22 protein-coding genes are annotated in these 24,206 nt (G+C 43.4%); 16 read left to right on the top strand and 6 right to left on the bottom strand.

Going from position 1 to position 24,206, the window contains the following annotated elements; translation table 11 throughout:
- Nucleotides 1–55: 55 nt before the first annotated feature.
- Both obgE and D2U88_RS05940 read right to left on the bottom strand, forming a co-directional pair.
- Complete coding sequence (obgE, locus tag D2U88_RS05945) at nt 56–1,057, bottom strand: GTPase ObgE (RefSeq protein WP_119639384.1); 1,002 nt, start codon at nt 1,055–1,057, stop codon at nt 56–58.
- A 54-nt stretch (nt 1,058–1,111) separates the two neighbouring features.
- The gene (locus D2U88_RS05940) at nt 1,112–2,221 is read right to left on the bottom strand and encodes an adenylate kinase (RefSeq protein WP_119639383.1); all 1,110 of its coding nucleotides are present in this window, start codon (nt 2,219–2,221) and stop codon (nt 1,112–1,114) included.
- Nucleotides 2,222–2,339: 118 nt separating this feature from the next.
- Here D2U88_RS05940 and D2U88_RS05935 point away from each other — a divergent pair, with 118 nt between their 5' ends.
- The 8 genes from D2U88_RS05935 (at nt 2,340) to D2U88_RS05900 (ending at nt 10,190) form a co-directional block, all read left to right on the top strand.
- The gene (locus tag D2U88_RS05935) at nt 2,340–3,494 is read left to right on the top strand and encodes a 5-(carboxyamino)imidazole ribonucleotide synthase (RefSeq protein WP_119639382.1); all 1,155 of its coding nucleotides are present in this window, start codon (nt 2,340–2,342) and stop codon (nt 3,492–3,494) included.
- Between the two features lies 1 nt (nt 3,495).
- On the top strand, nt 3,496–3,987 hold the full coding sequence (purE, locus tag D2U88_RS05930) for a 5-(carboxyamino)imidazole ribonucleotide mutase (protein ID WP_119639381.1): 492 nt from the start codon (nt 3,496–3,498) through the stop codon (nt 3,985–3,987).
- A gap of 8 nt (nt 3,988–3,995) precedes the next feature.
- Entirely contained in the window at nt 3,996–4,397 is a 402-nt protein-coding gene (locus tag D2U88_RS05925) for a hypothetical protein (RefSeq protein ID WP_147378540.1), read from the top strand.
- Entirely contained in the window at nt 4,394–6,418 is a 2,025-nt protein-coding gene (locus tag D2U88_RS05920; RefSeq protein WP_119639379.1) for a M3 family metallopeptidase, read from the top strand. Before D2U88_RS05925 ends, D2U88_RS05920 begins: the two co-directional genes overlap by 4 nt.
- A gap of 137 nt (nt 6,419–6,555) precedes the next feature.
- Nucleotides 6,556–8,799, top strand: a complete 2,244-nt coding sequence (locus D2U88_RS05915) for a PAS domain-containing sensor histidine kinase (RefSeq protein WP_119639378.1) — start codon at nt 6,556–6,558, stop codon at nt 8,797–8,799.
- 2 nt (nt 8,800–8,801) lie between these two features.
- Nucleotides 8,802–9,200 (top strand): response regulator, encoded by a 399-nt coding sequence (locus D2U88_RS05910; RefSeq protein WP_119639377.1) that lies wholly within the window; start codon nt 8,802–8,804, stop codon nt 9,198–9,200.
- Nucleotides 9,201–9,402: 202 nt separating this feature from the next.
- The gene (locus tag D2U88_RS05905; protein ID WP_119639376.1) at nt 9,403–9,957 is read left to right on the top strand and encodes a sigma-70 family RNA polymerase sigma factor; all 555 of its coding nucleotides are present in this window, start codon (nt 9,403–9,405) and stop codon (nt 9,955–9,957) included.
- A 2-nt stretch (nt 9,958–9,959) separates the two neighbouring features.
- Entirely contained in the window at nt 9,960–10,190 is a 231-nt protein-coding gene (locus D2U88_RS05900; RefSeq protein ID WP_119639375.1) for a hypothetical protein, read from the top strand.
- Here D2U88_RS05900 and D2U88_RS05895 read toward each other — a convergent pair.
- Entirely contained in the window at nt 10,187–11,011 is an 825-nt protein-coding gene (locus D2U88_RS05895; protein ID WP_119639374.1) for a UbiA prenyltransferase family protein, read from the bottom strand. The genes D2U88_RS05900 and D2U88_RS05895 overlap by 4 nt on opposite strands.
- A gap of 125 nt (nt 11,012–11,136) precedes the next feature.
- Here D2U88_RS05895 and gcvP point away from each other — a divergent pair, with 125 nt between their 5' ends.
- The 6 genes from gcvP to D2U88_RS05865 all read left to right on the top strand — a co-directional run bounded on the left by gcvP (nt 11,137) and on the right by D2U88_RS05865 (nt 18,281).
- Nucleotides 11,137–13,989 carry an aminomethyl-transferring glycine dehydrogenase gene (gene gcvP / locus D2U88_RS05890; RefSeq protein WP_119639650.1) on the top strand — a complete coding sequence of 951 codons (2,853 nt, stop codon included), beginning with the start codon at nt 11,137–11,139 and terminating at the stop codon, nt 13,987–13,989.
- A 167-nt stretch (nt 13,990–14,156) separates the two neighbouring features.
- Nucleotides 14,157–15,215 carry a 3-oxoacyl-ACP synthase III family protein gene (locus tag D2U88_RS05885; protein WP_119639373.1) on the top strand — a complete coding sequence of 353 codons (1,059 nt, stop codon included), beginning with the start codon at nt 14,157–14,159 and terminating at the stop codon, nt 15,213–15,215.
- The gene (locus D2U88_RS05880; RefSeq protein WP_119639372.1) at nt 15,216–15,740 is read left to right on the top strand and encodes a class I SAM-dependent methyltransferase; all 525 of its coding nucleotides are present in this window, start codon (nt 15,216–15,218) and stop codon (nt 15,738–15,740) included. It begins immediately after the preceding gene.
- Nucleotides 15,741–15,909: 169 nt separating this feature from the next.
- A complete protein-coding gene (locus tag D2U88_RS05875) occupies nt 15,910–16,752 on the top strand; it encodes a glycosyltransferase family 2 protein (RefSeq protein WP_119639371.1) in 843 nt (280 codons plus the stop codon).
- Nucleotides 16,753–16,920: 168 nt separating this feature from the next.
- Nucleotides 16,921–17,244, top strand: a complete 324-nt coding sequence (locus D2U88_RS05870) for a hypothetical protein (RefSeq protein WP_119639370.1) — start codon at nt 16,921–16,923, stop codon at nt 17,242–17,244.
- Nucleotides 17,245–17,348: 104 nt separating this feature from the next.
- On the top strand, nt 17,349–18,281 hold the full coding sequence (locus tag D2U88_RS05865; protein WP_119639369.1) for a tetratricopeptide repeat protein: 933 nt from the start codon (nt 17,349–17,351) through the stop codon (nt 18,279–18,281).
- 26 nt (nt 18,282–18,307) lie between these two features.
- Here the strand turns inward: D2U88_RS05865 and pafA are convergent, their stop codons facing one another.
- A complete protein-coding gene (pafA, locus tag D2U88_RS05860; protein WP_119639368.1) occupies nt 18,308–19,984 on the bottom strand; it encodes an alkaline phosphatase PafA in 1,677 nt (558 codons plus the stop codon).
- 118 nt (nt 19,985–20,102) lie between these two features.
- Between pafA and D2U88_RS05855 the strand changes: the two genes are divergently transcribed.
- Both D2U88_RS05855 and D2U88_RS05850 read left to right on the top strand, forming a co-directional pair.
- Complete coding sequence (locus D2U88_RS05855) at nt 20,103–20,840, top strand: MlaE family ABC transporter permease (RefSeq protein WP_119639367.1); 738 nt, start codon at nt 20,103–20,105, stop codon at nt 20,838–20,840.
- Nucleotides 20,840–21,607 (top strand): ABC transporter ATP-binding protein, encoded by a 768-nt coding sequence (locus D2U88_RS05850; protein WP_119639366.1) that lies wholly within the window; start codon nt 20,840–20,842, stop codon nt 21,605–21,607. The genes D2U88_RS05855 and D2U88_RS05850 overlap by 1 nt, the downstream gene beginning before the upstream one ends.
- A 61-nt stretch (nt 21,608–21,668) precedes the next feature.
- On the opposite strand, the gene D2U88_RS05845 is transcribed toward D2U88_RS05850, so the two are convergent.
- On the bottom strand, nt 21,669–23,123 hold the full coding sequence (locus D2U88_RS05845) for a DUF389 domain-containing protein (RefSeq protein ID WP_235855732.1): 1,455 nt from the start codon (nt 23,121–23,123) through the stop codon (nt 21,669–21,671).
- Nucleotides 23,124–23,126: 3 nt separating this feature from the next.
- The gene (locus tag D2U88_RS05840; RefSeq protein ID WP_119639365.1) at nt 23,127–24,206 is read right to left on the bottom strand and encodes a mannose-1-phosphate guanylyltransferase; all 1,080 of its coding nucleotides are present in this window, start codon (nt 24,204–24,206) and stop codon (nt 23,127–23,129) included.

Genomic DNA, 24,206 nt, shown 5'->3' with positions numbered 1-24,206 from the left:
ATCTGATTCCCTTAAAATTAGTCAATAAAATGATTGGATAAGGAAAGAAAAGTGTTTATTCGTTCAACAGTGTCCAAAGCCTATCCTTGAGTTCTTGGACACCCAAACCACTTACAGATGAGATAAATAGATACGGAACATCCTTAAAATCTTCCTTCATGTCCTCGTTCATTTCTTCTATAAGTTCGGCATCCAACATATCACATTTGGATATAGCCACCAATCGGTTCTTGTCCAATAACTCGGGATTGTACCGTTCCAATTCCCCCAAGAGAATATTGTACTCCTGACTGATATCCTTACTATCCGCTGGGATTAAAAACAGCAGTGTGGCATTCCGTTCGATATGGCGCAGGAAATAATGTCCCAACCCTTTTCCTTCAGCTGCACCTTCAATGATTCCGGGGATATCGGCCATTACAAAACTCTTGAAATCGCGGTATTCCACAATGCCCAGATTCGGTTTTAGGGTCGTGAACTCATAATCGGCAATTTTGGGTTTTGCTGAGGTCATAGCAGCAAGCAAGGTAGATTTACCAGCATTCGGGAACCCTACAAGTCCCACATCGGCCAACACCTTTAGCTCCAAAGTGACTTGGGTATCTTGACCAGGAATACCCGGTTGTGCATAACGAGGGGTCTGGTTGGTAGCGGTTCTAAAATGCCAGTTACCACGACCACCCATGCCTCCTTCAAGAATGATTTTTTCTTCCTGGTCCTCGGTAATTTCAAAAAGGATCTTGTTGGTTTCGGTATCGCGTACCACGGTACCCAAGGGCACTTCCATATACACATCGGTACCATCGGCGCCGGTGCTACGGCTCTTGCCCCCATGTTCTCCATGGCCCGCTTTAAAATGTTTTTGGAACTTAAAGTGATATAAGGTCCAAAGGTTTTTGTTGCCTCGAACAATCACATGCCCGCCACGGCCGCCATCACCTCCATCGGGACCTCCCTTGGCCACATATTTTTCGCGGTGCAGGTGCGCAGAGCCCTTACCCCCGTTACCGGAAGAGATGTGTACCTTCACATAATCCACAAAATTGCCTTCGGTCATCTTGTCGGTTTTAGTTTTAAAGCGAAAGGCCTATTCGGCCGTAAGAAGTTCGGATCAAACCAATGATTCAATCACTTGGCTCAACCGCATGGTGATCTCGTCGATTTCCCCAATACCGTTCACGGAATGGAACTTGCCCTGTTTTTCATAATAGGCTTTGAGCGGGGCCGTTTTTTCATTGTACTCGTCAAAACGGTTGCGGATCTTGCTTTCGTCCTGATCATCGGAACGACCACTTACCTTACCGCGTTCCAACAAACGGGCCACCAAAATATCATCTTCGGCTTCCAAAGCAATGGTGGCATCTACCTTCATGTCCTTGGATTCCAAAAAATTGTCCAATGCTTCGGCCTGGGCCGCGGTGCGAGGGAACCCGTCAAAAATGAAGCCTGCGGCATCAGGGTTTTTCTCCACCTCGTCCTTCAACATGTCTATGGTCACCGTATCGGGAACCAAATCCCCACGGTCTATGTACGATTTGGCCAACTTGCCCAAATCTGTCCCGTTTTTGATGTTATAGCGAAAAACATCCCCTGTTGAGATGTGTTTCAAATTATACTTTTCTTTTAAAAACCCGGCCTGGGTACCTTTTCCGGCACCTGGCTTGCCGAAAAGCACTAGGTTGATCATATTAGCTTGATTTAATTGGTAAACTTCCCTCAGGTTCCTGCCCAACTCGTTGTAGTCCAGTCCATAGCCCACGATAAAATGATCGGGGATATCCAATCCTATATAATCTATCGGATACTCGCCATTGTACACTTCAGATTTATAGAACAGGGCCGCTATCTTGAATTCTTTCACATTGGTATTGGAGAACAGATGCACCAGATGCTTCAACGTACGACCGGTATCCACCACATCCTCCAAAATGATCACGCTCTTTCCCTCCAATTCCTCGGGAACGTCCAATAAGGTTTCCACAATTCCTGTTGAGGTAAGACCTTGGTAGGAACTCAATCGCACAAAGGAAACTTCGCACGGATGCTGGTAAGCCTTCAAAAAATCGGAAACGAACATAAAGGCACCGTTGAGCACCCCCACAAACAAGGGAACCTCATCTTTATAATCCTTGGCAATTTCCACTGCCATTTTTTCTATGGCGCGGAGAATCTCCTCTTCCTTCAAATAGGGTTTAAAAACTTTATCGTGAAGCTTGATCACTGTATTCTCGTTATGGTCAGGTTGGCAAAGATAGCATTTTTAAAGGTGGTATGATCCCAGTTCTTTCATACCTTCATGGATTTCATGTATTTTTGCTTTCATTCCAATTCGCCGATCAATGCAATTTTTTTCATCCGACTTTAAACTGGGAATCTTAGGAGGTGGACAACTGGGCAAGATGATGCTCTACGAAACCCGAAAATGGGACATTTACACCAAAGTAATGGATGCATCCGCAGATGCCCCCTGCAAAATTGCCTGTAACGAATTCGTACAAGGCAGCTTGATGGACTTTGATGCGGTATACCAATTTGGACAGGATGTGGACGTGCTCACCATCGAAATCGAAAATGTGAACATCGATGCCTTGGAGAAATTGGAACATGAGGGGAAAAAAGTATATCCGCCCACCAAAACGCTTAGAACGATACAGAACAAGGCCACGCAGAAATTGTTCTATACCGACCACGAAATTCCCACAGCACCCTTTACACGATTTGCCTATACCTCAGAAATTGAGGACAGCATACACAATGGTGGTTTACAATTGCCTTTTGTTTGGAAGAGCGCGCAATTTGGATATGATGGCCAAGGTGTAAAAGTGGTGCGTAAAATAGAAGACCTTCAGGGACTGCCCAATGTGGAATGCATTGCGGAACGCATGATCGATTTTAAGAACGAATTGGCGGTGATCGTGGCCAGGAACACCAAAGGTGAGGTGGTTACCTATCCCGTGGTGGAGATGGAATTCCATCCTGAAGCCAACCAAGTGGAATATGTGATCTGCCCCGCAAGAATCGACCCCAAGGTGGCGGAAAAAGCCAGGGACATAGCCTTAAAAGTTTCTGAACACATGAAACATATTGGCCTTTTGGCCGTGGAAATGTTTCAGACCAAGGAAGACCAAATTTTGGTGAACGAAGTGGCCCCAAGGCCACACAACAGTGGACATTACAGTATTGAGGCCAGTTATACCAACCAGTTTGAGCAACATATCCGCGCCATTTTGGGTTTACCTTTGGGTAAGACCGAAAGCAAGGTGGCCGGTGTTATGGTGAATTTGGTAGGAGCCGAAGGTCATACCGGTGATGTGGTGTACCAAAACATGGAACAGATCTTGGAAATGGAGGGTGTTACACCGCATATCTATGGCAAAAGACAGACCAGACCTTTCCGAAAAATGGGCCACGTGACCATTGTGGATGAAGATATGGCACACGCCCGCGAAGTGGCACAAAAAGTAAAGGAAACGATTAAAGTGATAAGTGAATAATATGAGCAAAGTAGCCGTGATCATGGGAAGCACCAGTGACCTTCCCGTTATGCAGGACGCTGTGGATATGTTGAAGGAATTTGGGATTGCTGTGGAGGTGGACATTGTTTCTGCACACCGTACCCCTGAGAAATTGTTCGATTTCAGTAAAAACGCCCATAAAAAAGGTTACTCCGTGATCATTGCAGGTGCCGGGGGTGCCGCACACCTTCCCGGCATGGTGGCATCATTATCACCCTTACCGGTTATTGGGGTGCCTGTGAAGAGCAGCAATTCCATTGACGGGTGGGACTCTGTCCTTTCCATTCTACAAATGCCTGGCGGAGTACCTGTAGCCACCGTGGCTCTGAACGGAGCCAAAAACGCTGGGATTTTGGCTGCTCAAATCATTGGTAGTACAGATGCCAAGGTTTTGGCCAAGATTGAAGCCTACAAGGAATCACTGAAAGAAAAAGTGATCAAAGGAGCGGAAGAGGTCAGGAAAAAATCTTAAAGCTTGTCATGAGCTATAATCAAATGGGCATATTGTTGGCGATAATTGTTATTGCCTTTGTTGGGATTACATGGAAAAAAGTGAACAATCCCTATTTAAAAAGCTTATGGCGCACTGCTCTTTTGGTCTTCACCTTATATGCCGCATTGTTGATCTATATTGAAATCCATTGGCAATTTATTGCTGAATATGCCAGTAAATATGACCTGAACGGTAACGGATTTGTAGATCTAAACGAATACTCCGAAGAAGCCATGGATGCCATGAACAAAAGAACCTATGGCTCCAAAGTCAGGATCTATGCGCCTGCGACCATGGCCGTGTTATCATCGATCATTGGCTTTGCCTTTTTGGTATCCGATGTTACGGTAACTCGATTAAAACAAAAAAAATCAGAAAAAAAGCTATGAACAATCCATTGTTGGAGCCTTTTGAACAAGCTCCCTTTTCAAAAATAAAAAACGAACATTTTAAACCTGCTTTTCTTCAGGCCATGGATGATGCCAGAAAAGAAATTGACGAAATCGTGGACAATCCAGAACCTCCAACTTTTAAAAATACCTTGGAGGCACTTGATTTTGCAGGACAGCAATTGGACCGTATCTCAAGCATTTTTTTCAATCTGAATTCTGCAGAGACCAATGAAGAAATCCAAAAAATCGCTCAGGAAGTTTCCCCATTATTATCAGAATTCAGTAACGACATCACCTTGAACCAAGGCCTTTTTGAACGCATCAAAACCGTTTATGAACAAAGGGACAGCTTGGAACTGACACCGGAACAGTACACCCTTTTGGACAAGAAATACAAAAGTTTTAGTCGCAACGGGGCCAATTTGAACGAAACGGACAAAAAACGGCTTCGTGAAATCGACGCGGAACTTTCCAAATTAAAATTGAAGTTCGGTGAGAATGTACTTGCCGAGACCAATAAATATGAACTCCTGATCACGGATGAGGAGGATGTAAAAGGACTTCCCGAAGGTACCGTGGAGGCCGCTGCCCAGTTGGCCGAGTCCAAAGGGAAAAAAGGTTGGCTGATTACCCTGGAGTACCCGAGCTATATTCCTTTTATGAAGTATGCCGAAAACAGGGAATTGCGTAAAAAACTGTCCATCGCTTTCGGCAGCAAGGGCTTCCACAACGATGAATTGGACAACCAGCAAAATGTGCTGAAAATTGTGAACCTTCGGTTTGAACGTGCCAACTTGTTGGGGTATCCCACACATGCCGATTTTGTATTAGAAGAACGCATGGCCGAAACCCCTGCAAAAGTCTTGGAATTCCTCAACGAACTCTTGATCAAGGCAAAACCCGCCGCCGAAAGAGAATATACAGAGTTGGAAAACTATGCCAAAGAATTGGATGGCATAGATCGTTTGGAAAAATGGGACAGTGCCTTTTATTCGGAAAAATTAAAGCAGAAGCTTTTCAACCTGGATGATGAGAAACTGAAACCCTATTTTAAGTTGGAAAATGTGATCAACGGGGTGTTCCTGGTCGCCGAGAAACTGTTCGGCCTTCGGTTCAAGGAAGTCACCAATGTGGAAAAATATCATCCGGAAGTGAAAACCTATGAAGTGTACGATGATGCCAACAACTTTATTTCGCTCTTTTACGCCGATTTTCACCCAAGACCCGGCAAGCGCGATGGCGCTTGGATGACATCCTTCAAACCACAATTCACTCTAGACGGAAAGAACAGTCGTCCACACATCTCCAACGTGTGCAATTTTACCCGTTCCACCAGCACCAAGCCTTCCCTGCTAACGTTTAATGAGGTAACCACCCTTTTCCATGAGTTTGGGCACGGGCTTCACGGCATGTTGGCCAATACCACCTATCCTAGTCTTTCAGGTACTTCGGTGTATTGGGATTTTGTGGAATTACCCAGTCAGGTGATGGAGAACTGGTGTTATGAAAAAGAGGCTTTGGAACTTTTTGCCTTTCATTATGAAACCGGAGAATTGATCCCCATGGAATTGGTGGGAAAAATTAAGGAATCAGCCAACTTCCAAGAAGGGTTGGCAACCGTTCGCCAATTGAGTTTTGGCTTTTTGGACATGGCATGGCATGGAAAGGACCCCTCTAACATCAAGGATGTGAAAGCATACGAGACCGAAGCATTCAAAAGCACCAACTTGTTTCCCGAAACTCCTGAAACCTGCATGAGTACCTCATTTTCCCATATTTTCCAGGGTGGTTATTCATCCGGATACTACAGCTACAAATGGGCCGAAGTATTGGATGCAGATGCTTTTGCCTATTTTAAGGAAAACGGCATTTTTAGTAGGGAAATCGCAAATAAGTTCCGGGAATATGTACTCTCCAAAGGTGGCACTGAAAATCCCATGGAGCTTTACAAACGCTTTCGTGGAGCCGAGCCCAACATTGATGCGTTATTGGAAAGGGCTGGATTACTGAAAAAATGACTCCTGTCATAAATTTCACACAATATATTTGCTATCTTTTCTATCTTAGTTTTAAGTTTTTTTAGGAAATTGGAAGCCAACCGGTTTCTGACCCAACCTGATTATCCCACAAATCTAATCAGTCAATTCTTCTTGAAATGAAACATAAGGACATTGAGGATATCAAAATCAAGCAAATACTGAACCATACGGCCAATGCCGCACAGATAGGCGTGTATGAATTTGACATTGTCAACCAAGAATTATATTGGAATGATACGATAAAGAAAATTGTAGAAGTCCCTAACGATTTTGAACCCACATTTGAATCAGGATTACATTTCTACAAAGAAGGGGATTGTAGAAAAAAGGCTGAGCAGGCACTGGAAAATGCCATTCATAAAGGGGAACCGCATGATTTTGATGTGGAAATGGTCACCGCCAAGGGAAATCAACGCTTCGTACGTAAAATTGGTTATCCCGAATTTGAAGATGGAACGTGTGTTAAAATAGTGGGCATCCTTGTAGACATATCGGATCGTAAAAAAGCAGAATTTGAACTGGCCAAGAAAAACCAACAGCTCAACAATGCTGAAAAAATGGCCAAAATTGGAAATTGGAACTGGAGTACCGTTACCGGGGAACTGACTTGGTCCGAAAATCTTTATGAAATCTACGGTCATTCCAAAAATGAGCCCATTTCCTATGAAGTCTATTTGAACTATATTCATCAGGACGACAGGAACCTTGTGGAGCAAAAAATATTGAAGGCTTTGGAAACCGGGACCTACGATGATCTCATATATCGTATTCAGCATAGGGACGGTACCATAAAAATCATCAAGTCCATGGGCATTGTCAAAACCGATCTCGGAAAAACTGTGGAAATGTTTGGCACATGCCAAGATATATCCGAGCAAGTCAACAAAGAGCAAGAACTGGTCCAGAAAAACCAACAATTGACATTTGCGGAGGAAATGGCCCAAATTGGCTATTGGGAATGGGACATTTTGAACGACCACCTTATATGGTCCGACACTATGTATCGGATCTTTGGCCTTGAAATTGGATCCCCGTTAGGTTTTGAAAATGTCGTTGCAGCAATTCACCCAGATGACAGGGATGACTTTCGTGCCAATGCAGAGGAATTCATATCCGAAAAACGGTTCAGGAAGTTCATGCACCGAATAGTTCACAAAAATGGCACCATCAGAACCGTTGAGCTTTTTGGTGAACTGATCATGGATGGTTCCGGTAATGTGATTAAAATGGTAGGCATTACCCAGGACATTACGGAACAGCGTATGTCTGAAATCAAATTCCGGGGACTTTTGGATTCCGCTCCGGACTCCATGGTAATCGTTGATCAAAAAGGCACCATCCATTTGATCAACAAACAAGCCGAAAAAATGTTTGGATACACATCTTCCGAACTAAAAGAGAAACATGTGTCCATGCTTGTTCCAGAACGGCTATGGGATACCATGGAATTTTACGCAATTGCTTTTTTTAAAGATCCCAAACATACCGGACTTCCAGACAACTTGGATTTCTTCGTACATAACAAATCTGGTTTCCAAATTCCGGTTCAAGTTACCCTGAGCCCTCTTGAAACACCCGAAGGCCTACTTGTTTCCATAGCTATCAGGGACATAACCACCCTAAAACAAGCAGCGCACAGAATTATGGAAACCAATAAGAGTCTAAAAGAATCCGCAAAAAGACTAAAGGCCCAAAACCGACAGCTCGCAGAGTTCAACCATATCACCTCACACAATTTAAGGTCCCCAGTGAGCAACCTGAGTACCCTGTTAAGCCTTTACAAGACCGAAGACGATGCAGAGATGAAGGAGGAACTCATCGAAAAAATCGAGACCGTCACCCATCATCTCACATGGACGTTGGACACCTTGGTGGAATCATTGATGATAAAAAATGCCGAACAAATCCCAGTGGAAAAAATTTCCTTTGAGGATATCCTATCAAAGACGAAAGAAATGTTGGCGGCCCAAATCTTAAAATCGGGAGCAAACATAACCTCCGATTTTACCGACGCTCCATTTGCTATGTACAATAAAGTCTATTTGGAGAGTATTTTCCTGAATATGGTAAGTAACTCCTTGAAGTATAGCTCTGAAAACAGAACACCCGAAATTTTCATCCATTCCAAAGTTGAGAATGGAAAAACAAAACTTGAATTCAGGGACAATGGACTTGGAATCAACTTGAAGAAAAATGGACACAAACTTTTCGGTTTCAACAAAGTGTTCCACCGACACAAGGATGCCAAGGGCGTTGGACTATTTTTGACGAAGGCCCAAGTGGATGCAATGGGTGGCAGTATCTGGGCCGAAAGTGAAGAGGGCGTTGGAACATCCTTTTTTATAAACCTAAATAACTGACTATGAACTCCCTTAATGTCTTTGTCGTGGATGATGACGATATCTACCAATTTACCCTGAAAGTAACTTTAAAAAGTATTCCTTCCGTAAAATCGATAAGTACTTTTTCTGATGGGGCCGAAGCCCTAGAACACATAACAGCCAACAAAGAACAATTGGAAGCACTTCCCGACATCATTTTTTTGGATATCAATATGCCGGTTATGGATGGATTTCAGTTTATGGATGAGTTTGTTGATTTGCTTCCTGGGTTGGACAAGGAAATTAAAGTGTATTTGGTTTCCTCCTCCATAGACCCCATGGACATGAAAAGGGCCCGAAGAATCGACGCCATTTCAGATTATCTGGTAAAACCCCTTAAATCGGAGGATATTAAGGATATTCTACTTCAAATATCATAAACAGGGTAAAAGACAACTCTCCATTTCAATATATCTAGGCAGTTTTTTCTCAAAAAAGCACGATCCCAGATTATTATGGCCATAAAAACCTTTATATTGTTAGTCTGGCATTCATTCCACGTCTAATAGGTTTTTACCAAAGAAACCGACAAAAAAGGTAATTTGTTCCAAAAAAAATTAATTTTGGCACATCTAAACAACTATGGCCGCACAAGAACTTCATCCTGAAAACTGGGTAGACCTCTATGCAGATTACCTGTTCAACTATGCGGTTGCTAGGGTAAGCGATACCGATTTGGCCAAAGACCTGGTCCAGGAAACTTTTTATGCAGGACTGAATTCCGCCAAAAACTTCAAAGGGGATGCCGCGGAGCGTACCTGGTTGATTTCCATCTTAAAGAGAAAGGTCATCGATCATTACAGAAAGATCAACTCTAAAAAAGGAAAGGCCGAAGTGCGCATCAATTACAGTTCGGATTCCGATGCCGAAGGGGATTGGTTGGAACAACAAGTGGCCGACCCATTCAGCAAGGACGGTGACAATATCATGGAAAACGAGGAACTGGGGCTCGCCATTCAGGATTGCATTTCCAAACTGCCCCAGAAACAAGCCGTCGTCTTTAAAATGAAGACCATACAGGGCATGAGCACGGAGGACATCTGTAATGAACTGGACATTAATCCGTCCAATCTTTGGGTGATGATCCATAGGGCCCGAACAGCATTAATGGGTTGTTTAAACGATAATTGGTTTTAGCTATGAAGATTACATGTCAGGAGGCATCAAATATCTGTAACAAATCACAATACAAAGAGGCAAGCTTTTGGGATATTGTCAAACTTCGTATTCACCTATTGTACTGCAAGGCCTGTAAACAGTATTCCAAAAAGAACAGTGAGCTTACCTCCATGTGCGATCGGGCGGGGCTTACCATGCTTTCCAAAGATGACAAGGAACGTATGAAGCGTGACCTTGAAAAAAAATTCTAGAAGATTTTCTCCACTCCCCAGAACAACAAAAACCAAAAAATAGGAATCGCTTCCACCCAAAAGGATACAAAGTAGGGTGACCTCATTCTTTTGTCGGACATCAGTACCAACACCAAAACGATGGCAAGGACCAACCTCATACCAATTTCCATGGGATGGATGGAATCTTTCAAAAAAGTGAGGAGAAAGAAAATGACGGTCATGGCAATCCCCACTTTTTTGGTGTTCCGTACACCCAATACCTGAGGCAACGTTCTTAAGGACTTGTCGTCCCACTGCAAATCCCTGATTTCAAACGGAAGGATCAATATCAATACCAAAAGGAACCGCTGTGAAAAGTTTATCCAAAAATCCCAATCCAATGGCATTTGGGCATCCAGAACCGGAAACAGCACCGTAAACCCTGCCCAAACAAAGGCAACGATATAAATTTTAAGCCCGGCCAAATTCCTGAGGTTCTTGGCTCGTGGTAAAAGAGGTACGGCATAGAGAGCCGACAATAAGCCCAGGGCAATGGTTCCCCACCAAATCTCCACATCCAATTGAAAAAAGAAGTAAAGGGCGAATCCGAAGGACAAAAAGCTGAATATTTGGATGCTTTTATGGTACGCATTGGAAACAATCAAATATTTATAGGCTTCCACACCATACTTGATAAAATTGTAGCATACGATCACACTGAAAAAAATAAAGCCCAATAGATCAATATCCGAAAAAGTACCGAACAGGTGAAAGGTGACACCAGCCATCGCTATGACCGCCAAGGCCACATGGATACTCGCATCCAAATAAAAATCGAATATGGATTTCAACGTGCGCATAAGAACAAAACGGCGGGAGAAAGTAAAAGGTTAATTTGTGGTTAACAACTTTGCATCCCCGACCATCAAAATTGCCCTTTTTCATTGAATTAATCCCTAATTTTGTGCACTTTATTGGATTGAACATGAACACAGAGGTTTTTGCCGCCAGACACATAGGCATTACAGAAAAAGACATGCCCCACATGCTCAAAACTATTGGGGTTGAAAATGTGGAACAACTCATCTACGAGACCATCCCGGATGACATCAAACTCAAACAACCATTAGACCTTCCTGCTGGAATCAGTGAGCACGAGTTTCTGAGCCATCTTCAGGAATTGGCCCAAAAAAATAAGATTTTCAAAACCTATATCGGATTGGGGTATCATGAAACCTTGACCCCGTCCGTTATCAAAAGGAACATCTTGGAGAACCCTGGATGGTATACTGCCTATACACCCTATCAAGCAGAGATCGCCCAAGGTCGTTTGGAAGCCCTTTTGAACTTCCAGACCATGATCACCGACTTGACCGGAATGGAAATTGCCAATGCATCCCTTTTGGATGAAAGTACGGCCGCGGCCGAGGCCATGACCATGTTGTACGATGTTCGTGGAAGACAACAGAAAAAGGATGGTGCCTCTAAGTTTTTTGTTTCGGAGGAAGTATTGCCTCAAACATTGGACCTCCTTAAAACAAGGGCTATTCCTTTAGGAATAGAGTTGGTAGTTGGCAATCACGAAACTTTCGATTTCGCTTCTGAATTCTATGGCGCTTTGTTGCAATACCCCGGAAAACACGGTCAAATCCATGACTATGCCGGGTTTGTGGAGAAGGCCAAAGAAAAAGAAATCAAGGTAGCCGTTGCTGCGGATATCCTAAGCTTGGTTCTGCTGAAAGCTCCCGGTGAATGGGGTGTTGATGTTGTAGTGGGTACCACCCAACGATTTGGTATCCCTTTGGGATACGGTGGACCTCATGCGGCCTTTTTTGCCACCAAGGAAGAATATAAAAGAAGTTTGCCCGGAAGAATCATTGGGGTGACCAAAGACACCGATGGCAACCGTGCCCTGCGAATGGCACTCCAGACCAGGGAACAGCATATTAAAAGGGACAAGGCCACATCCAACATTTGTACTGCCCAGGTTTTATTGGCCGTAATGGCGGGGATGTATGCCGTGTATCATGGCCCAAATGGATTAAAATACATAGCCAACAAGGTGCATACCCTTACCAAACTATTGGCGAAAGGCCTCGAAGCCATAGAACTTGAACAATTGAACACAAGCTTCTTTGACACCATCAAGGTGAAATTTTCCAGCATTGGAAAATTAAAGGAGGTTTGCGAGACCCGTGGCATCAACCTGAATTATATTGATCAGGAAACCGTTTCCATTTCATTGAACGAAGCTACTTCCGAAGAGGATTTGAAGTTATTGCTTTCCTGTTTTATTGTTTCCCAAGAGGATAAAAAGGAGTTTTCGTTCGAAAGTGGAATCAAAGAGGTGATTCCTGCATCCCTACAACGCAACACTGCCTTTTTGCAGCATGACGTGTTCAACTCCTACCATTCCGAAACCGAATTGATGCGTTACATCAAAAAATTGGAGCGCAAGGATTTGGCACTGAACCATTCCATGATCTCTTTGGGAAGCTGTACCATGAAATTGAATGCCGCCTCGGAAATGCTTCCGTTGAGTTGGCCCCATTGGGGCAATATCCACCCTTTTGTTCCTTTGGAACAAGCTGAGGGCTACCAAGAAGTGTTGAAGTCCTTGGAATCGTATTTGAATGTGATCACCGGTTTTTCCGCCACTTCGTTGCAACCCAACTCTGGGGCACAAGGGGAATATGCCGGATTGATGGTCATCCGTGCCTATCACGAATCCCGTGGTGAGGGACATCGTGATATCTGCCTAATTCCTGCCTCGGCACACGGAACCAATCCAGCTTCCGCAGTAATGGCGGGCATGAAAGTGGTGGTGACCAAGACCGATGAAAAAGGAAACATTGATATGGCCGATTTGGAAGAAAAAGCCAAGCAGCATTCCGAAAATTTAGCAGCTTTGATGGTGACCTACCCTTCCACCCACGGAGTATTTGAGTCATCCATTAAAAAAATCACCAAATTGATCCATGACAACGGTGGACAAGTATACATGGACGGGGCTAATATGAATGCCCAGGTCGGGTTGACCAACCCTGCGACCATTGGTGCCGACGTATGCCACTTGAACCTTCACAAAACCTTCGCCATACCACACGGGGGTGGTGGACCAGGTGTTGGGCCTATTTGTGTGGCGGAACAACTAAAACCGTTCCTACCCTCCAATCCAGTGGTAAAAACAGGAGGAGAAGAGGCCATTACAGCTATTTCCGCTGCTCCTTGGGGCAGTGCCTTGGTCTGTTTGATTTCCTATGGATATATCAAGATGTTGGGAGCCGAAGGACTCACCAATGCTACCAAAGCGGCCATCTTGAACGCCAACTACATCAAGGACCGGTTGAAAGGAAAATTTGATGTACTCTATGCCGGTGAAAGAGGTCGGGCCGCACACGAAATGATCATTGATTGCCGTCCTTTCAAGGCCAATGGAATTGAGGTCACGGACATTGCCAAACGATTGATGGACTATGGTTTCCATGCGCCAACGGTCTCCTTCCCGGTTGCCGGTACTTTGATGATCGAACCCACGGAAAGTGAGAGCCTTGCCGAATTGGACAGGTTCTGTGATGCCATGATTTCCATCCGAAGTGAGATTGATGAAGCCAGTGCCGAAGAAACGGACAACGTGCTCAAAAATGCTCCACATACATTGGGTATGATCACCAGTGATACTTGGGACCATGCATACAGCAGACAAAAAGCTGCCTTCCCGTTGCCTTTTGTGGCCGAAAATAAATTTTGGCCCAGCATTAGAAGAACCGATGAGGCATTTGGGGATCGTAATTTGATCTGTACTTGTACCCCTATCGAAGAGTATATGGAAGCCTAAAAACCTCTATAAATATTGATAAAAAGCCTTGGTTGGGATTTTCCATCAAGGCTTTTTCTTTTTTCAAATATTTGGAAACCGTGTTTTGGACATTGTAGCATTTATTATGCATGCATAATAACTAAATGAAAAAGTTGCTATCTTAAATCAATTTTAAAAACCTCAATATGAAAATTGGCATTACAGGCATTGGAAGTTACATCCCAACCATCGTCACTAAAAATGATGCTTTTCTTGAACATCGGTTTATGGAAACCGATGGCTCTTCTTTTGGACAGGAGAACACGGTCATCATTGAAAAATTCAAGGCTATCACGGGAATTGCCGAACGGCGCTATGCCGAACCGGAACTAAAAACATCTGATTTGGGATATCTGGCCGCCGAAAAGGCCATTGCCAATGCTGGTATTGATAGGGAAGAACTGGATTATATCATTTTTGCCCATAATTTTGGTGATCTCACCCCAGGGAAAATCCAAGGGGACACCCTGCCCAGTTTGGCAACACGGGTAAAGCATTTGCTAAAAATAAAAAATCCAAATTGTGTGGCCTATGATGTGATTTTTGGATGCCCAGGTTGGATAGAGGGTGTCATCCAAGCCACGGCCTTTATGAAAAGTGGCATGGCCCAAAAATGTTTGGTCATTGGTGGGGAAACCCTTTCAAGGATCATAGATCCACACGATCGCGACAGTATGATCTTTTCCGATGGTGCAGGGGCAGCTGTTCTAGAGGCCAATCCTGCTTCGGGTGAAATCCTTTCCCATGCCTCCATGACCTTTGCCAATGAAGAGGCTTACTATCTCTATTTCGACAAAAGTAATAGTTCCAGCGGTTGCAAGGATACCCGCTATATAAAAATGCAAGGGCGCAAAATCTATGAGTTTGCCTGTATCAATGTTCCAAAGGCGATGGCCACTTGTTTGGATAAAAGCGGGGTAAGTATCGATGAAGTAAAAAAAATCTTCATCCACCAAGCCAATGAAAAAATGGACGAGGCCATCATCAAAAGGTTTTATAAAATTTATGGTAAGGAAGTCCCTGAAAACGTGATGCCGATGAGCATCCATGAATTGGGAAATAGCTCCGTGGCCACGGTGCCCACGTTGTTGGACAAGGTCTTGAACGGGGAACTTCCAGAACATGAACTAAAAAAGGGAGATGTTGTTATCTTTGCAAGCGTTGGCGCCGGAATGAACGTCAATGCCATTGTATATAGATACTAGATGTACGAAAACAACTTTCCGAACAAACGCTACAGGCACACCTTGGCGTTTCTGCAAAAACACGTCCCCACCTCCGAATCCATTTTGGATCTTGGGGTAGAGAACCCCTTTTCAGAGATCATGAAAGCCAATGGCTACAAGGTCGAGAACACCAAAGGTGAGGATTTGGACATTGACTTTGCAGCAGTTGTCCAATCCGATGCCGATGTGGTGACAGCTTTCGAAATTTTTGAACATTTGGTGGCCCCTTTCAATGTGCTGAAGGAGATGAAAGCCAAAAAATTGGTGGCCAGTATTCCCATGCGTTTATGGTTTTCTTCTGCTTATAGAAGCAAAACCGACCCTTGGGACCGACATTATCATGAATTTGAGGATTGGCAGTTCGATTGGTTGTTGGAAAAAGCTGGATGGACAATAAAGGATACCGCCAAATGGACCAATCCCGCCAAAAAAATTGGAATTCGACCATTGTTACGGTACTTCACTAATCGATATTACATTGTTTACGCAGAAAGAAATGATTAGTTTGTCATTTCGTGCGCAGTCGAGAAATCTCAAGTGCACTAGCTTTCGATGAAGGATTTTCAAAGATTCTTCCATCACTTCACTCTTTCAGAATGACCAAGCCCATTAAATTCCTATCAGCGGTTAAAACCTATTGGGAATTGTAAATTGTTTTTAGGAATTTTAAGCCATGCAAATCAGCATTGTTATCCCGGCCCATAATGAAGCAGCCTATTTAAAAGACTGTTTGGATTCTTTTGTAGCCCAAACCTATCTACCCAACGAAGTCATTGTGGTGGATGACAATTCTTCTGATGCCACTTTTGAAATCGCCCAAGGTTTTGCTCAAAATCATCCATGGATCAAAGTGTTTCAACGGAAATCAGTGGATGAACATATCCCCGGCAAAAAAGTGGTGGACACCTTTAACTTTGGGCTGGCACAAACTTCTGATTTTGATCTTATCGGCAAGTTCGATGCCGATATTATTTTACCGCCCGATTATTTCGAAATCATAGTCAATCATTTTCAGGCCAACTGGAAGCTGGGAATGTGCTCTGGACTTCTCTACATCAAAAAAGGTAATGATTGGATTTATGAAAGCATTGCGGACAAAGGCCATATCCGAGGTCCTATAAAATTGTACCACAAAGCCTGTTTCCATAAAATTGGTGGATTGCGAACTGGTATTGGTTGGGATACCGTGGATACGTTATTGGCCAAATACCATGATTTTGAAACGCAAACCGTTCAGGACCTCCTTGTAAAGCACCTTCGCCCTACCGGACATGGGTACAGTTCCAAAAACTATCAAGCAAAGGGTGAAGCACTTTATAAAATGCGGTATGGAATTGTCCTTGCCAAAATAGCTGCCCTAAAAATGGCTTGGCAAGCCAAAAGTCCAAGACTATATATTCAAATGATTTTTGGTTTTCTGAACGCTTTCCTAAGGCAAAAACCTTATTACGTGAACAAACAAGAGGGGAGATTCATCCGAAAATATAGATGGGAGGGAATCGTATCAAAACTCTGATGTATCCTACACCATATTTCCCATTCATCAATCCAAAAATAATATTCATCAATTCAGAATAGACCTTCATCAATCGTGCTGATGAAATGAGCAAACAATCTGTATTTTAAAACGTTGCCAGATTTTCCTACAAATCATTGATAATGGTAGAAAAAACAAAACCTCATCATGAAACCAGTCGTTCAGGAGGCATCAAAATTTGAGATTGAACTCAGTGCCAGCGAAATCTTAGCCAGATTGGACAAAGGTCTCACCTTTAAAGGGTGGTATCGATTATTGGACCATGGGTCAGAACTCAGTCTTAAATATAAAGTGAAGTCTTCCTTTGCATCGTGCAGCGAAACCATAGTGATCCATATATCCGAGATAGATGAAAATCAAAGTCTTATTGAAGTTCAGAGCAAACCCCATCTATTGACCAGCTTGTTCAACCGTGGTAATGGTATTCGGAACATCAATAAGGTAAAAGAGGTTTTTAACATTATCATTTGATGATATATGATGGGTCTTGATCCATCAATTTAAATACCCCATCCATCAATCCTTGATGGAGTTGATGTACAACAAGTCCTATTTTGTCGCCAAATTTTCAAAAAATGCAAGAAAACGATTCCGAATTAATTTCTAATGCCATTCACCATAAGCATCAAGGAAATTACAATGAAGCTTTTGATCTATATGATCGGGCAATTAATTTAAAAGGGCCAGAATTGCATCGGGCATATTACAACAAGGGGGTATTACTCGAACAATTTAATAAAAAACAGGAAGCAATTGAATGCTATGAAATGGCCACCCAGTTGGAACCTACCTATTTTCATGCATGGCACGACTGGGGAAACCTGCTATGTTCTTTCGATGAGTATGGAAAAGCCAAGGAAAAATTTGAAAACGCCCACAAAGCGGCGCCCAACGAACTTTACCCTAAATACGGCATTGCCTATACCCTGAACAGACTGAATGGTTTTCAAGAGGCCCTTACCCTTCTCGACTCATTATTCGATGAAGTACAAGGTTTGGACATTGATGATAAATTCTATTCGCTGATCAACAGGGAACTTGGTTTTGCTTTGATGAACACCAACCACATCCAAGATGCTTATGATCACTTTAATCTGGCACTTGAACTAAATGACAAAGACTATCACTCGTGTTACAATATCGGCTTTATTTCAGATATGTTCAAGGAATATGATGAAGCCCTACTCTTTTACGAAAGGGCAATAGAGCTAGACCCAAAGGAAGCCCAAGCTTATCAAGGAAAAGCTTGTACCTATATACACACCAAAAAGTATAAGGAGGCATTGGAATTTATTTTGGAAGCCATCCGTTTAAACCCAACAAATTATCAGGGCTACTACAATCTGGCCTGTGTTTATGCAGGACTGGGTCTGGAGAAGGAAACCATGGACACCATAAAAAAAACTATTGCCATGGCACCAAAACAAATCGGAATCGAAAACTTTATTTTACGAGACCCTGATTTTTCAAATTTTGCATCCAAGATCGCAGAAATGTTAAGCCAATAAATTCAATATTCAACCTAGCTGTTTGGTCAATTAAAATCCAAAACCTCTCCAATAGGTTTCCCTGTGGTACCGCTTGGGAATGCAATACCCAATAGAGATGCTATCGTTGGCGCAATATCTGGAATCTCGGTCCTGTTCACGGTGCTACCATGCTTAATACCCTTCCCAAAAAGAAGGAGGGGCACATGGGTATCATAAATCTGTGGAGATCCATGGGTGGAACCAGTTCTGCTATACGAGATATAACCAGGACTGGGTACAATCAACACATCCCCCGAACGCTTTTGGTTATATCCGTTCTGCAGAATATAGGGAATGCCTTCGGTATAGTCGTTCTCCCACATTTGATGTCCTGTGTACACTTGGCTAATGCCTTCATAACTTAGAAGTTCTTTGGCGATGTCTTCCTGGGCATCATCCAAGTCAATGTCCAAGTTGGCCAAAATTTTATGATCCAAAAAGAGTTGGGAGTTGGATTGGTTTTTTACCACGTCAGTAGTTCCATATTTATATTTCAGAAATTCATCAAACTTCTCTTTCATACCCTTCATGTCGAGATAGCCTCCTGGTAATTTTTGATCGTGTAGATATGCTGGAACGTTGATGGCCGCATGGTCTGCGGTCAAGAAAACCGTATACTCCCCTGCTCCCACCTTGGCATCCAAGGCAGTAAACAATCGGGCCAAGTCCTGATCCAATCGAATGTACGTATCCTCTATTTCCTTGGAATTCACCCCAAAAAAGTGTCCGACATAATCAGTGCTGGAAAAACTAATGGCCAGAAAATCGGTTATGGCATCGGTTCCCAAGTCTTCTCCTTCCAAAGCGGCCAAGGCAAAATCGGCCGTAATGCTATTTCCGTAAGGCGTGCTCCTCAACAAACTGAACTGCCCATTGGCATCCCATATGGCTGGGAGGTCATGTGGAAAAGCCGTAGTGGTTTCCCCTTTGAACATACCTTCATATGTATTGGCATCCGTCCCACTTTCCAGATAAGTTCCTATTGGTTTAAGGGTAGTCCAAGATTTTTTATACACCTCCACGGCATCGGAGTCATTAAAGTCGACTACCCATTGTGGAAGGGCATCCATATAGTAAGAGCTCGTAATCCAGTTTCCTGTTTCACCACCCTCATACCAGAAAGCCCCATTAGCAGAGTGCCCTGCAGGCAAAATGGCACCACGATCTTTCAGGGCAATCCCTATGACCTTACCCATTTGTTGCGTATGTAAACGCAATTGATCGGTTATGGTAGTGGTCAACATACGATGGGGCGACATTTTCCCTGCATCCGAAGTGGTACCTACAGAAGCAACGCTATCATCCCCAGCACAATAAACCATTTTACCGGATTCCTTGTCATACCAATCATTTCCAATGATTCCATGCATGGCCGGAAAAGTACCTGTATATACTGAGGTATGTCCGGGGCCTGTGCTGGTCGGCGCATAGTTATAATGGTTATTTTTACAGTTGAACCCCTCATTCACCATCCGTTTAAAGCCACCTTCCCCGTATTGGTCCCAAAATCGGGTGAGATAATCGAACCGCATTTGGTCTATCACGATTCCCACTACCAATTTGGGTGATTGGGCAATACGTTCAGATTGGACTTCTTCGACTGTCTTTTTCTTTCGCTGTCCATAGGACAGACTGATCATACATAATAATAGAAACGATAAAATAAGGTTGGTCCTTTTCATGGAATGGAATTAGTAAAACAACAACAAAGCTATTCATTTATCGTGTTTAAAAATTTAAATGAAGGTTAAATGCTCCACAATATTCTTATTTTTATCACCTCAAGTCCATAACAAACGCATGAAATACCTAGAAGCGATTGGAAAATACTTCATCATGATCTGGGAAGTATTTAAAAAACCAACCAAATGGCCCATCATGAGATCTCTGATCTTAAAGGAAATAGATGAGCTTATATTCGGGGCCATGGGCATCATCATATTCATATCCTTCTTTATCGGAGGTGTGGTTACCATACAGACCGCGCTTAACCTGAACAGTCCCTTTTTACCCAAAAGCCTTATCGGTTTTGCCACACGTCAATCGGTGATCCTGGAATTTGCCCCGACCTTTACCTCTATCATCATGGCGGGTAAAGTGGGGTCGTACATCACCTCCAGTATCGGCACCATGCGGGTCACGGAACAGATAGATGCCTTGGAGGTCATGGGGGTGAATTCCCTGAACTATCTCGTATTCCCCAAGATCATCGCGACCATGATGTATCCATTTGCCGTAGCCGTATCCATGTTCGTTGGTATTTTGGGCGGATGGGTGGCCGCTGTTTTTGGAGGCTACGCTCCCAGCGGCGAGTTTATTAAAGGGCTTCAAATGGATTTTGATGCATTCCATGTCACCTACGCCTTTATCAAATCCGTAGTATTTGCCTTCGTGATCGCCACCGTTCCTTCCTTTCATGGCTTTTATATGAAAGGTGGGGCATTGGAAGTGGGCAAGGCCAGCACCACCTCTTTTGTTTGGACCAGTGTGGTCATCATTATTTTGAACTATGTGTTAACGCAAATGCTATTGGGCTAATGATCGAAGTAGACAACATACACAAATCATTCGGGGACCATCATGTGCTCAAAGGTATTTCCACCACTTTTGAAAAAGGAAAGACCAATCTGATTATCGGACAAAGTGGCTCTGGAAAAACAGTCTTTTTAAAATGCCTGTTGGGATTATTCGAGCCGGATGAAGGCCAGATCTGTTACAATGGGCAATATTATTCCGAGCTTTCAATAAAGGAACGTCGTAACCTAAGGCAGGAAATGGGCATGGTATTCCAGGGCAGTGCACTTTTTGACTCCATGACGGTGGAAGGCAATGTAATGTTCCCCTTGGACATGTTCACCAACCAATCCAAATCCGAAATGCAGGACCGTGTGGATTTTGTTTTGAAACGGGTGAACCTTATCGATGCCCATAAAAAATTTCCGGCAGAAATCTCCGGCGGAATGCAAAAACGGGTCGCCATTGCACGTGCCATTGTGATGAACCCCAAATACCTTTTCTGTGATGAGCCCAACTCTGGACTTGATCCCAAGACCGCTATTTTGATTGACAACCTCATCCACGAGATTACCCAGGAATACGACATTACCACTGTGATCAACACGCATGATATGAACTCGGTGATGGAAATCGGGGAAAAGATTATTTTTTTGAAAAATGGTTTTAAGGAATGGGAAGGGACCAATAAGGAAATCTTTAAAACGGACAACCAAGCCGTAACGGATTTTGTTTACTCCTCGGAACTTTTCAAAAAAGTACGCCAAATGTATATTGAGGAGCGCAACTAAGCAACCTGTAGGCTTCTTCAGACATCAGAGTTCAGATTTCAGACTTCTGACAACTTCAAAATCACTCTACTTCTTTAACCACTAGGGTGGAATCCTGAAGCCTCAACTTTAACCAGACCAACATTTTTTTGGCATCGGCCTCCTTTTGGGGGGAACGTATTCCCTCTTTCCATTTGATACTGAAAACGGGAACCGTGTCCAGTTTCTTAAAATCTGTGCTGATTTGATACGAAAATCCCATCTCTGCCAAATTTTCATAATTGGCCCTGGCCTCAGCACTAATCTCCTTAAACGGAATCTGCTTTTCGGCATTTTTTGATAGATGGGACACTTCCTCCTTCAGCATCTTGATCTGTTCATCCTTGTTGAGCAATTCAGCCTTGTTCTTTTCATAAAGCTCGCTCACATAATTGAACTTTTCTTCCGAATCATCCTTACCACCCTGAATGATATGCAAATCGGCATCCTTCAATCGGGAATATTGATTTTTTTGGGTCCTCCATGTGTTCACCACATTGTCAGGAATCAGTTCATCCCCCATACATACCAGCTCGATCAATGGTGTCTTGCCATCATTATATTCAATCTTGGTCAGGTTGTCCACATACCTGCCCGCACCATTAAATTGGTACATCTCTATGGTTTCCTTTAAAAATTCCTGGGCCTGTTTATTGAAGAGCGATTCCTGGAACACCTTGTAAAATGTAAATCCTGCTGGTATCATAACCAAAATACCGGTAATGGAAGCAATCCGGGCAATCAACCTTCTCCTGTGCGAGTTGGCATAACGCACCATGGGAAAACGCAAGAACTTGATTACCAAAAATGTGGCCAGCCCAATAAATATGGTGTTGATGGTGAATAGGTACATGGCACCTGCCGCATACCAAGGTTTTCCAATAGCCAATCCAAAACCGACTGTGCAGAGTGGTGGCATCAATGCCGTGGCAATGGCCACACCAAAGATAACACTGGCAATGGTTCCCTTTTTTGCTCGCGCAATAACCAATGCCAACCCACCAAAAAATGCGATAAGTACATCGCGGATATCAGGTTTGGTCCGTGCCAACAATTCCGAGGATTCATCCCTCAACGGGAAAAGATAAAAGAACAAAAAAGCGGTGATCACACTCAAAACGACCATAACACCGAAATTCTTGAGCGATCTTCTCAAGGTATCAATATCGTTGATGGCCAAAGACAGCCCCATGCCCAAAATAGGACCCATTAAGGGTGAAATCAACATGGCTCCGATAACCACTGCGGTTGAGTTCGCATTGAGACCAATGGAGGCAATGAAAATGGAACAAATAAGGATCCATGAGGTGTGGCCCTTAAACGGGATGTCCGCAATAATGGACTCTTTGGTGGCCACGGCATCGGTATTGGAACGTATTTCCAAAAGTTCGGAAAGAAACTTCCTTATACTCCCCAAAAGTCCCTTAAAATCCTTCTTTACCTCGTCGCCACTGTCTTGTTCGGGCATGGCAGTCCCTTGTAGTTGTTCCTCGCTCATATATTACGCAAACTGCTCTCCAAATTTTTCTTTTACCTCTCCAAGGACTTTTTTAATATCCTGTTGTTTTGATTTTGGATAGATTAACAGCACATCTTCCTTATCGACGATAATGTAGTCTTCCAATCCGTCTACCACTACAATTTTACCTTTTGGGGACCTGATCATATTGCCTTTTGCATTTTCAAGTACCACCTGGGCATTGACCACGGCGTTATCGGAAGGATCCTTGTCCAATTTATCATACAAGGCACCCCAGGTTCCAAGATCGTTCCAGTCAAAGGTAGCAGGCAAGGTATAGATGGATTTGGATTGTTCCAAGATAGCATAATCTATGGATATGTTATCGGCCTTGGCGTAGTTTTCCTTAATGAACGCCGTTTCTTCCATGGTGTTGTAACACGAAATCCCACCACCGAACAGTTCATATTGACTCGGTTGATAGGCTTTAAAGGCTCCCACAATGGTTTCTACACTCCACATAAAGATGCCTGCATTCCATAGAAAATTACCTTGGGCCAAAAACTCTTTTGCCGTTTCATAATCCGGTTTTTCCCTGAATTGTGACACCTTCTTTAGTTTTGCGTCACTTCCCTTTTCAAACTCGATATAACCGAAACCGGTATTGGGGAAAGTGGGCTGGATTCCCAAGGTACAAAGTACGTTTTCCTTTTCGCACTTATCAAAACAAGCGATGACGTCCTTTTCAAAAGCGGCCTCATCCTCGATCCAATGATCGCTGGGTGCCACAATCATCACCGCATTGGGATTCATTTTTTGAATTTTCAAGGAGGCATATAGAATACAGGGTGCCGTATTCCGCATGGCAGGTTCCAATACGACCTGTTCTTGTTTTACCTTTGGTAATTGCTCCAGTACCAAATCATTGTATCGTTCATTGGTCAAAACCAAAATATTCTCGGTGGGAATAAAACGATTCAATCGATCAAAGGTTTTTTGAATCAAGGTTTTCCCGGTTCCCAACATGTCATGGAACTGTTTGGGGTTTGCTGTTGTGCTTACGGGCCAAAATCGGGAACCTACCCCTCCGGCCATCAAAACTGCGTAATAATTCTTGTTCAT

It is taken from the genome of Flagellimonas aequoris (assembly GCF_003584165.1).
Classification (GTDB): domain Bacteria; phylum Bacteroidota; class Bacteroidia; order Flavobacteriales; family Flavobacteriaceae; genus Flagellimonas; species Flagellimonas aequoris.
The sequence above is the reverse complement of the archived record's forward strand: the minus strand, read 5'-3'. Positions and strand labels throughout refer to the sequence as shown.

Excerpts from the sequence above, each read along its gene's own strand:
- obgE (WP_119639384.1), bottom strand. The coding sequence starts at position 1,057 with ATGACCGAAGGCAATTTTGTGGATTATGTGAAGGTACACATCTCTTCC.
- D2U88_RS05935 (WP_119639382.1), top strand. The coding sequence starts at position 2,340 with ATGCAATTTTTTTCATCCGACTTTAAACTGGGAATCTTAGGAGGTGGA.
- purE (WP_119639381.1), top strand. The coding sequence starts at position 3,496 with ATGAGCAAAGTAGCCGTGATCATGGGAAGCACCAGTGACCTTCCCGTT.
- D2U88_RS05925 (WP_147378540.1), top strand. The coding sequence starts at position 3,996 with ATGAGCTATAATCAAATGGGCATATTGTTGGCGATAATTGTTATTGCC.
- D2U88_RS05920 (WP_119639379.1), top strand. The coding sequence starts at position 4,394 with ATGAACAATCCATTGTTGGAGCCTTTTGAACAAGCTCCCTTTTCAAAA.
- D2U88_RS05915 (WP_119639378.1), top strand. The coding sequence starts at position 6,556 with ATGAAACATAAGGACATTGAGGATATCAAAATCAAGCAAATACTGAAC.
- D2U88_RS05910 (WP_119639377.1), top strand. The coding sequence starts at position 8,802 with ATGAACTCCCTTAATGTCTTTGTCGTGGATGATGACGATATCTACCAA.
- D2U88_RS05905 (WP_119639376.1), top strand. The coding sequence starts at position 9,403 with ATGGCCGCACAAGAACTTCATCCTGAAAACTGGGTAGACCTCTATGCA.
- D2U88_RS05900 (WP_119639375.1), top strand. The coding sequence starts at position 9,960 with ATGAAGATTACATGTCAGGAGGCATCAAATATCTGTAACAAATCACAA.
- D2U88_RS05895 (WP_119639374.1), bottom strand. The coding sequence starts at position 11,011 with ATGCGCACGTTGAAATCCATATTCGATTTTTATTTGGATGCGAGTATC.
- gcvP (WP_119639650.1), top strand. The coding sequence starts at position 11,137 with ATGAACACAGAGGTTTTTGCCGCCAGACACATAGGCATTACAGAAAAA.
- D2U88_RS05885 (WP_119639373.1), top strand. The coding sequence starts at position 14,157 with ATGAAAATTGGCATTACAGGCATTGGAAGTTACATCCCAACCATCGTC.
- D2U88_RS05880 (WP_119639372.1), top strand. The coding sequence starts at position 15,216 with ATGTACGAAAACAACTTTCCGAACAAACGCTACAGGCACACCTTGGCG.
- D2U88_RS05875 (WP_119639371.1), top strand. The coding sequence starts at position 15,910 with ATGCAAATCAGCATTGTTATCCCGGCCCATAATGAAGCAGCCTATTTA.
- D2U88_RS05870 (WP_119639370.1), top strand. The coding sequence starts at position 16,921 with ATGAAACCAGTCGTTCAGGAGGCATCAAAATTTGAGATTGAACTCAGT.
- D2U88_RS05865 (WP_119639369.1), top strand. The coding sequence starts at position 17,349 with ATGCAAGAAAACGATTCCGAATTAATTTCTAATGCCATTCACCATAAG.
- pafA (WP_119639368.1), bottom strand. The coding sequence starts at position 19,984 with ATGAAAAGGACCAACCTTATTTTATCGTTTCTATTATTATGTATGATC.
- D2U88_RS05855 (WP_119639367.1), top strand. The coding sequence starts at position 20,103 with ATGAAATACCTAGAAGCGATTGGAAAATACTTCATCATGATCTGGGAA.
- D2U88_RS05850 (WP_119639366.1), top strand. The coding sequence starts at position 20,840 with ATGATCGAAGTAGACAACATACACAAATCATTCGGGGACCATCATGTG.
- D2U88_RS05845 (WP_235855732.1), bottom strand. The coding sequence starts at position 23,123 with ATGAGCGAGGAACAACTACAAGGGACTGCCATGCCCGAACAAGACAGT.
- D2U88_RS05840 (WP_119639365.1), bottom strand. The coding sequence starts at position 24,206 with ATGAACAAGAATTATTACGCAGTTTTGATGGCCGGAGGGGTAGGTTCC.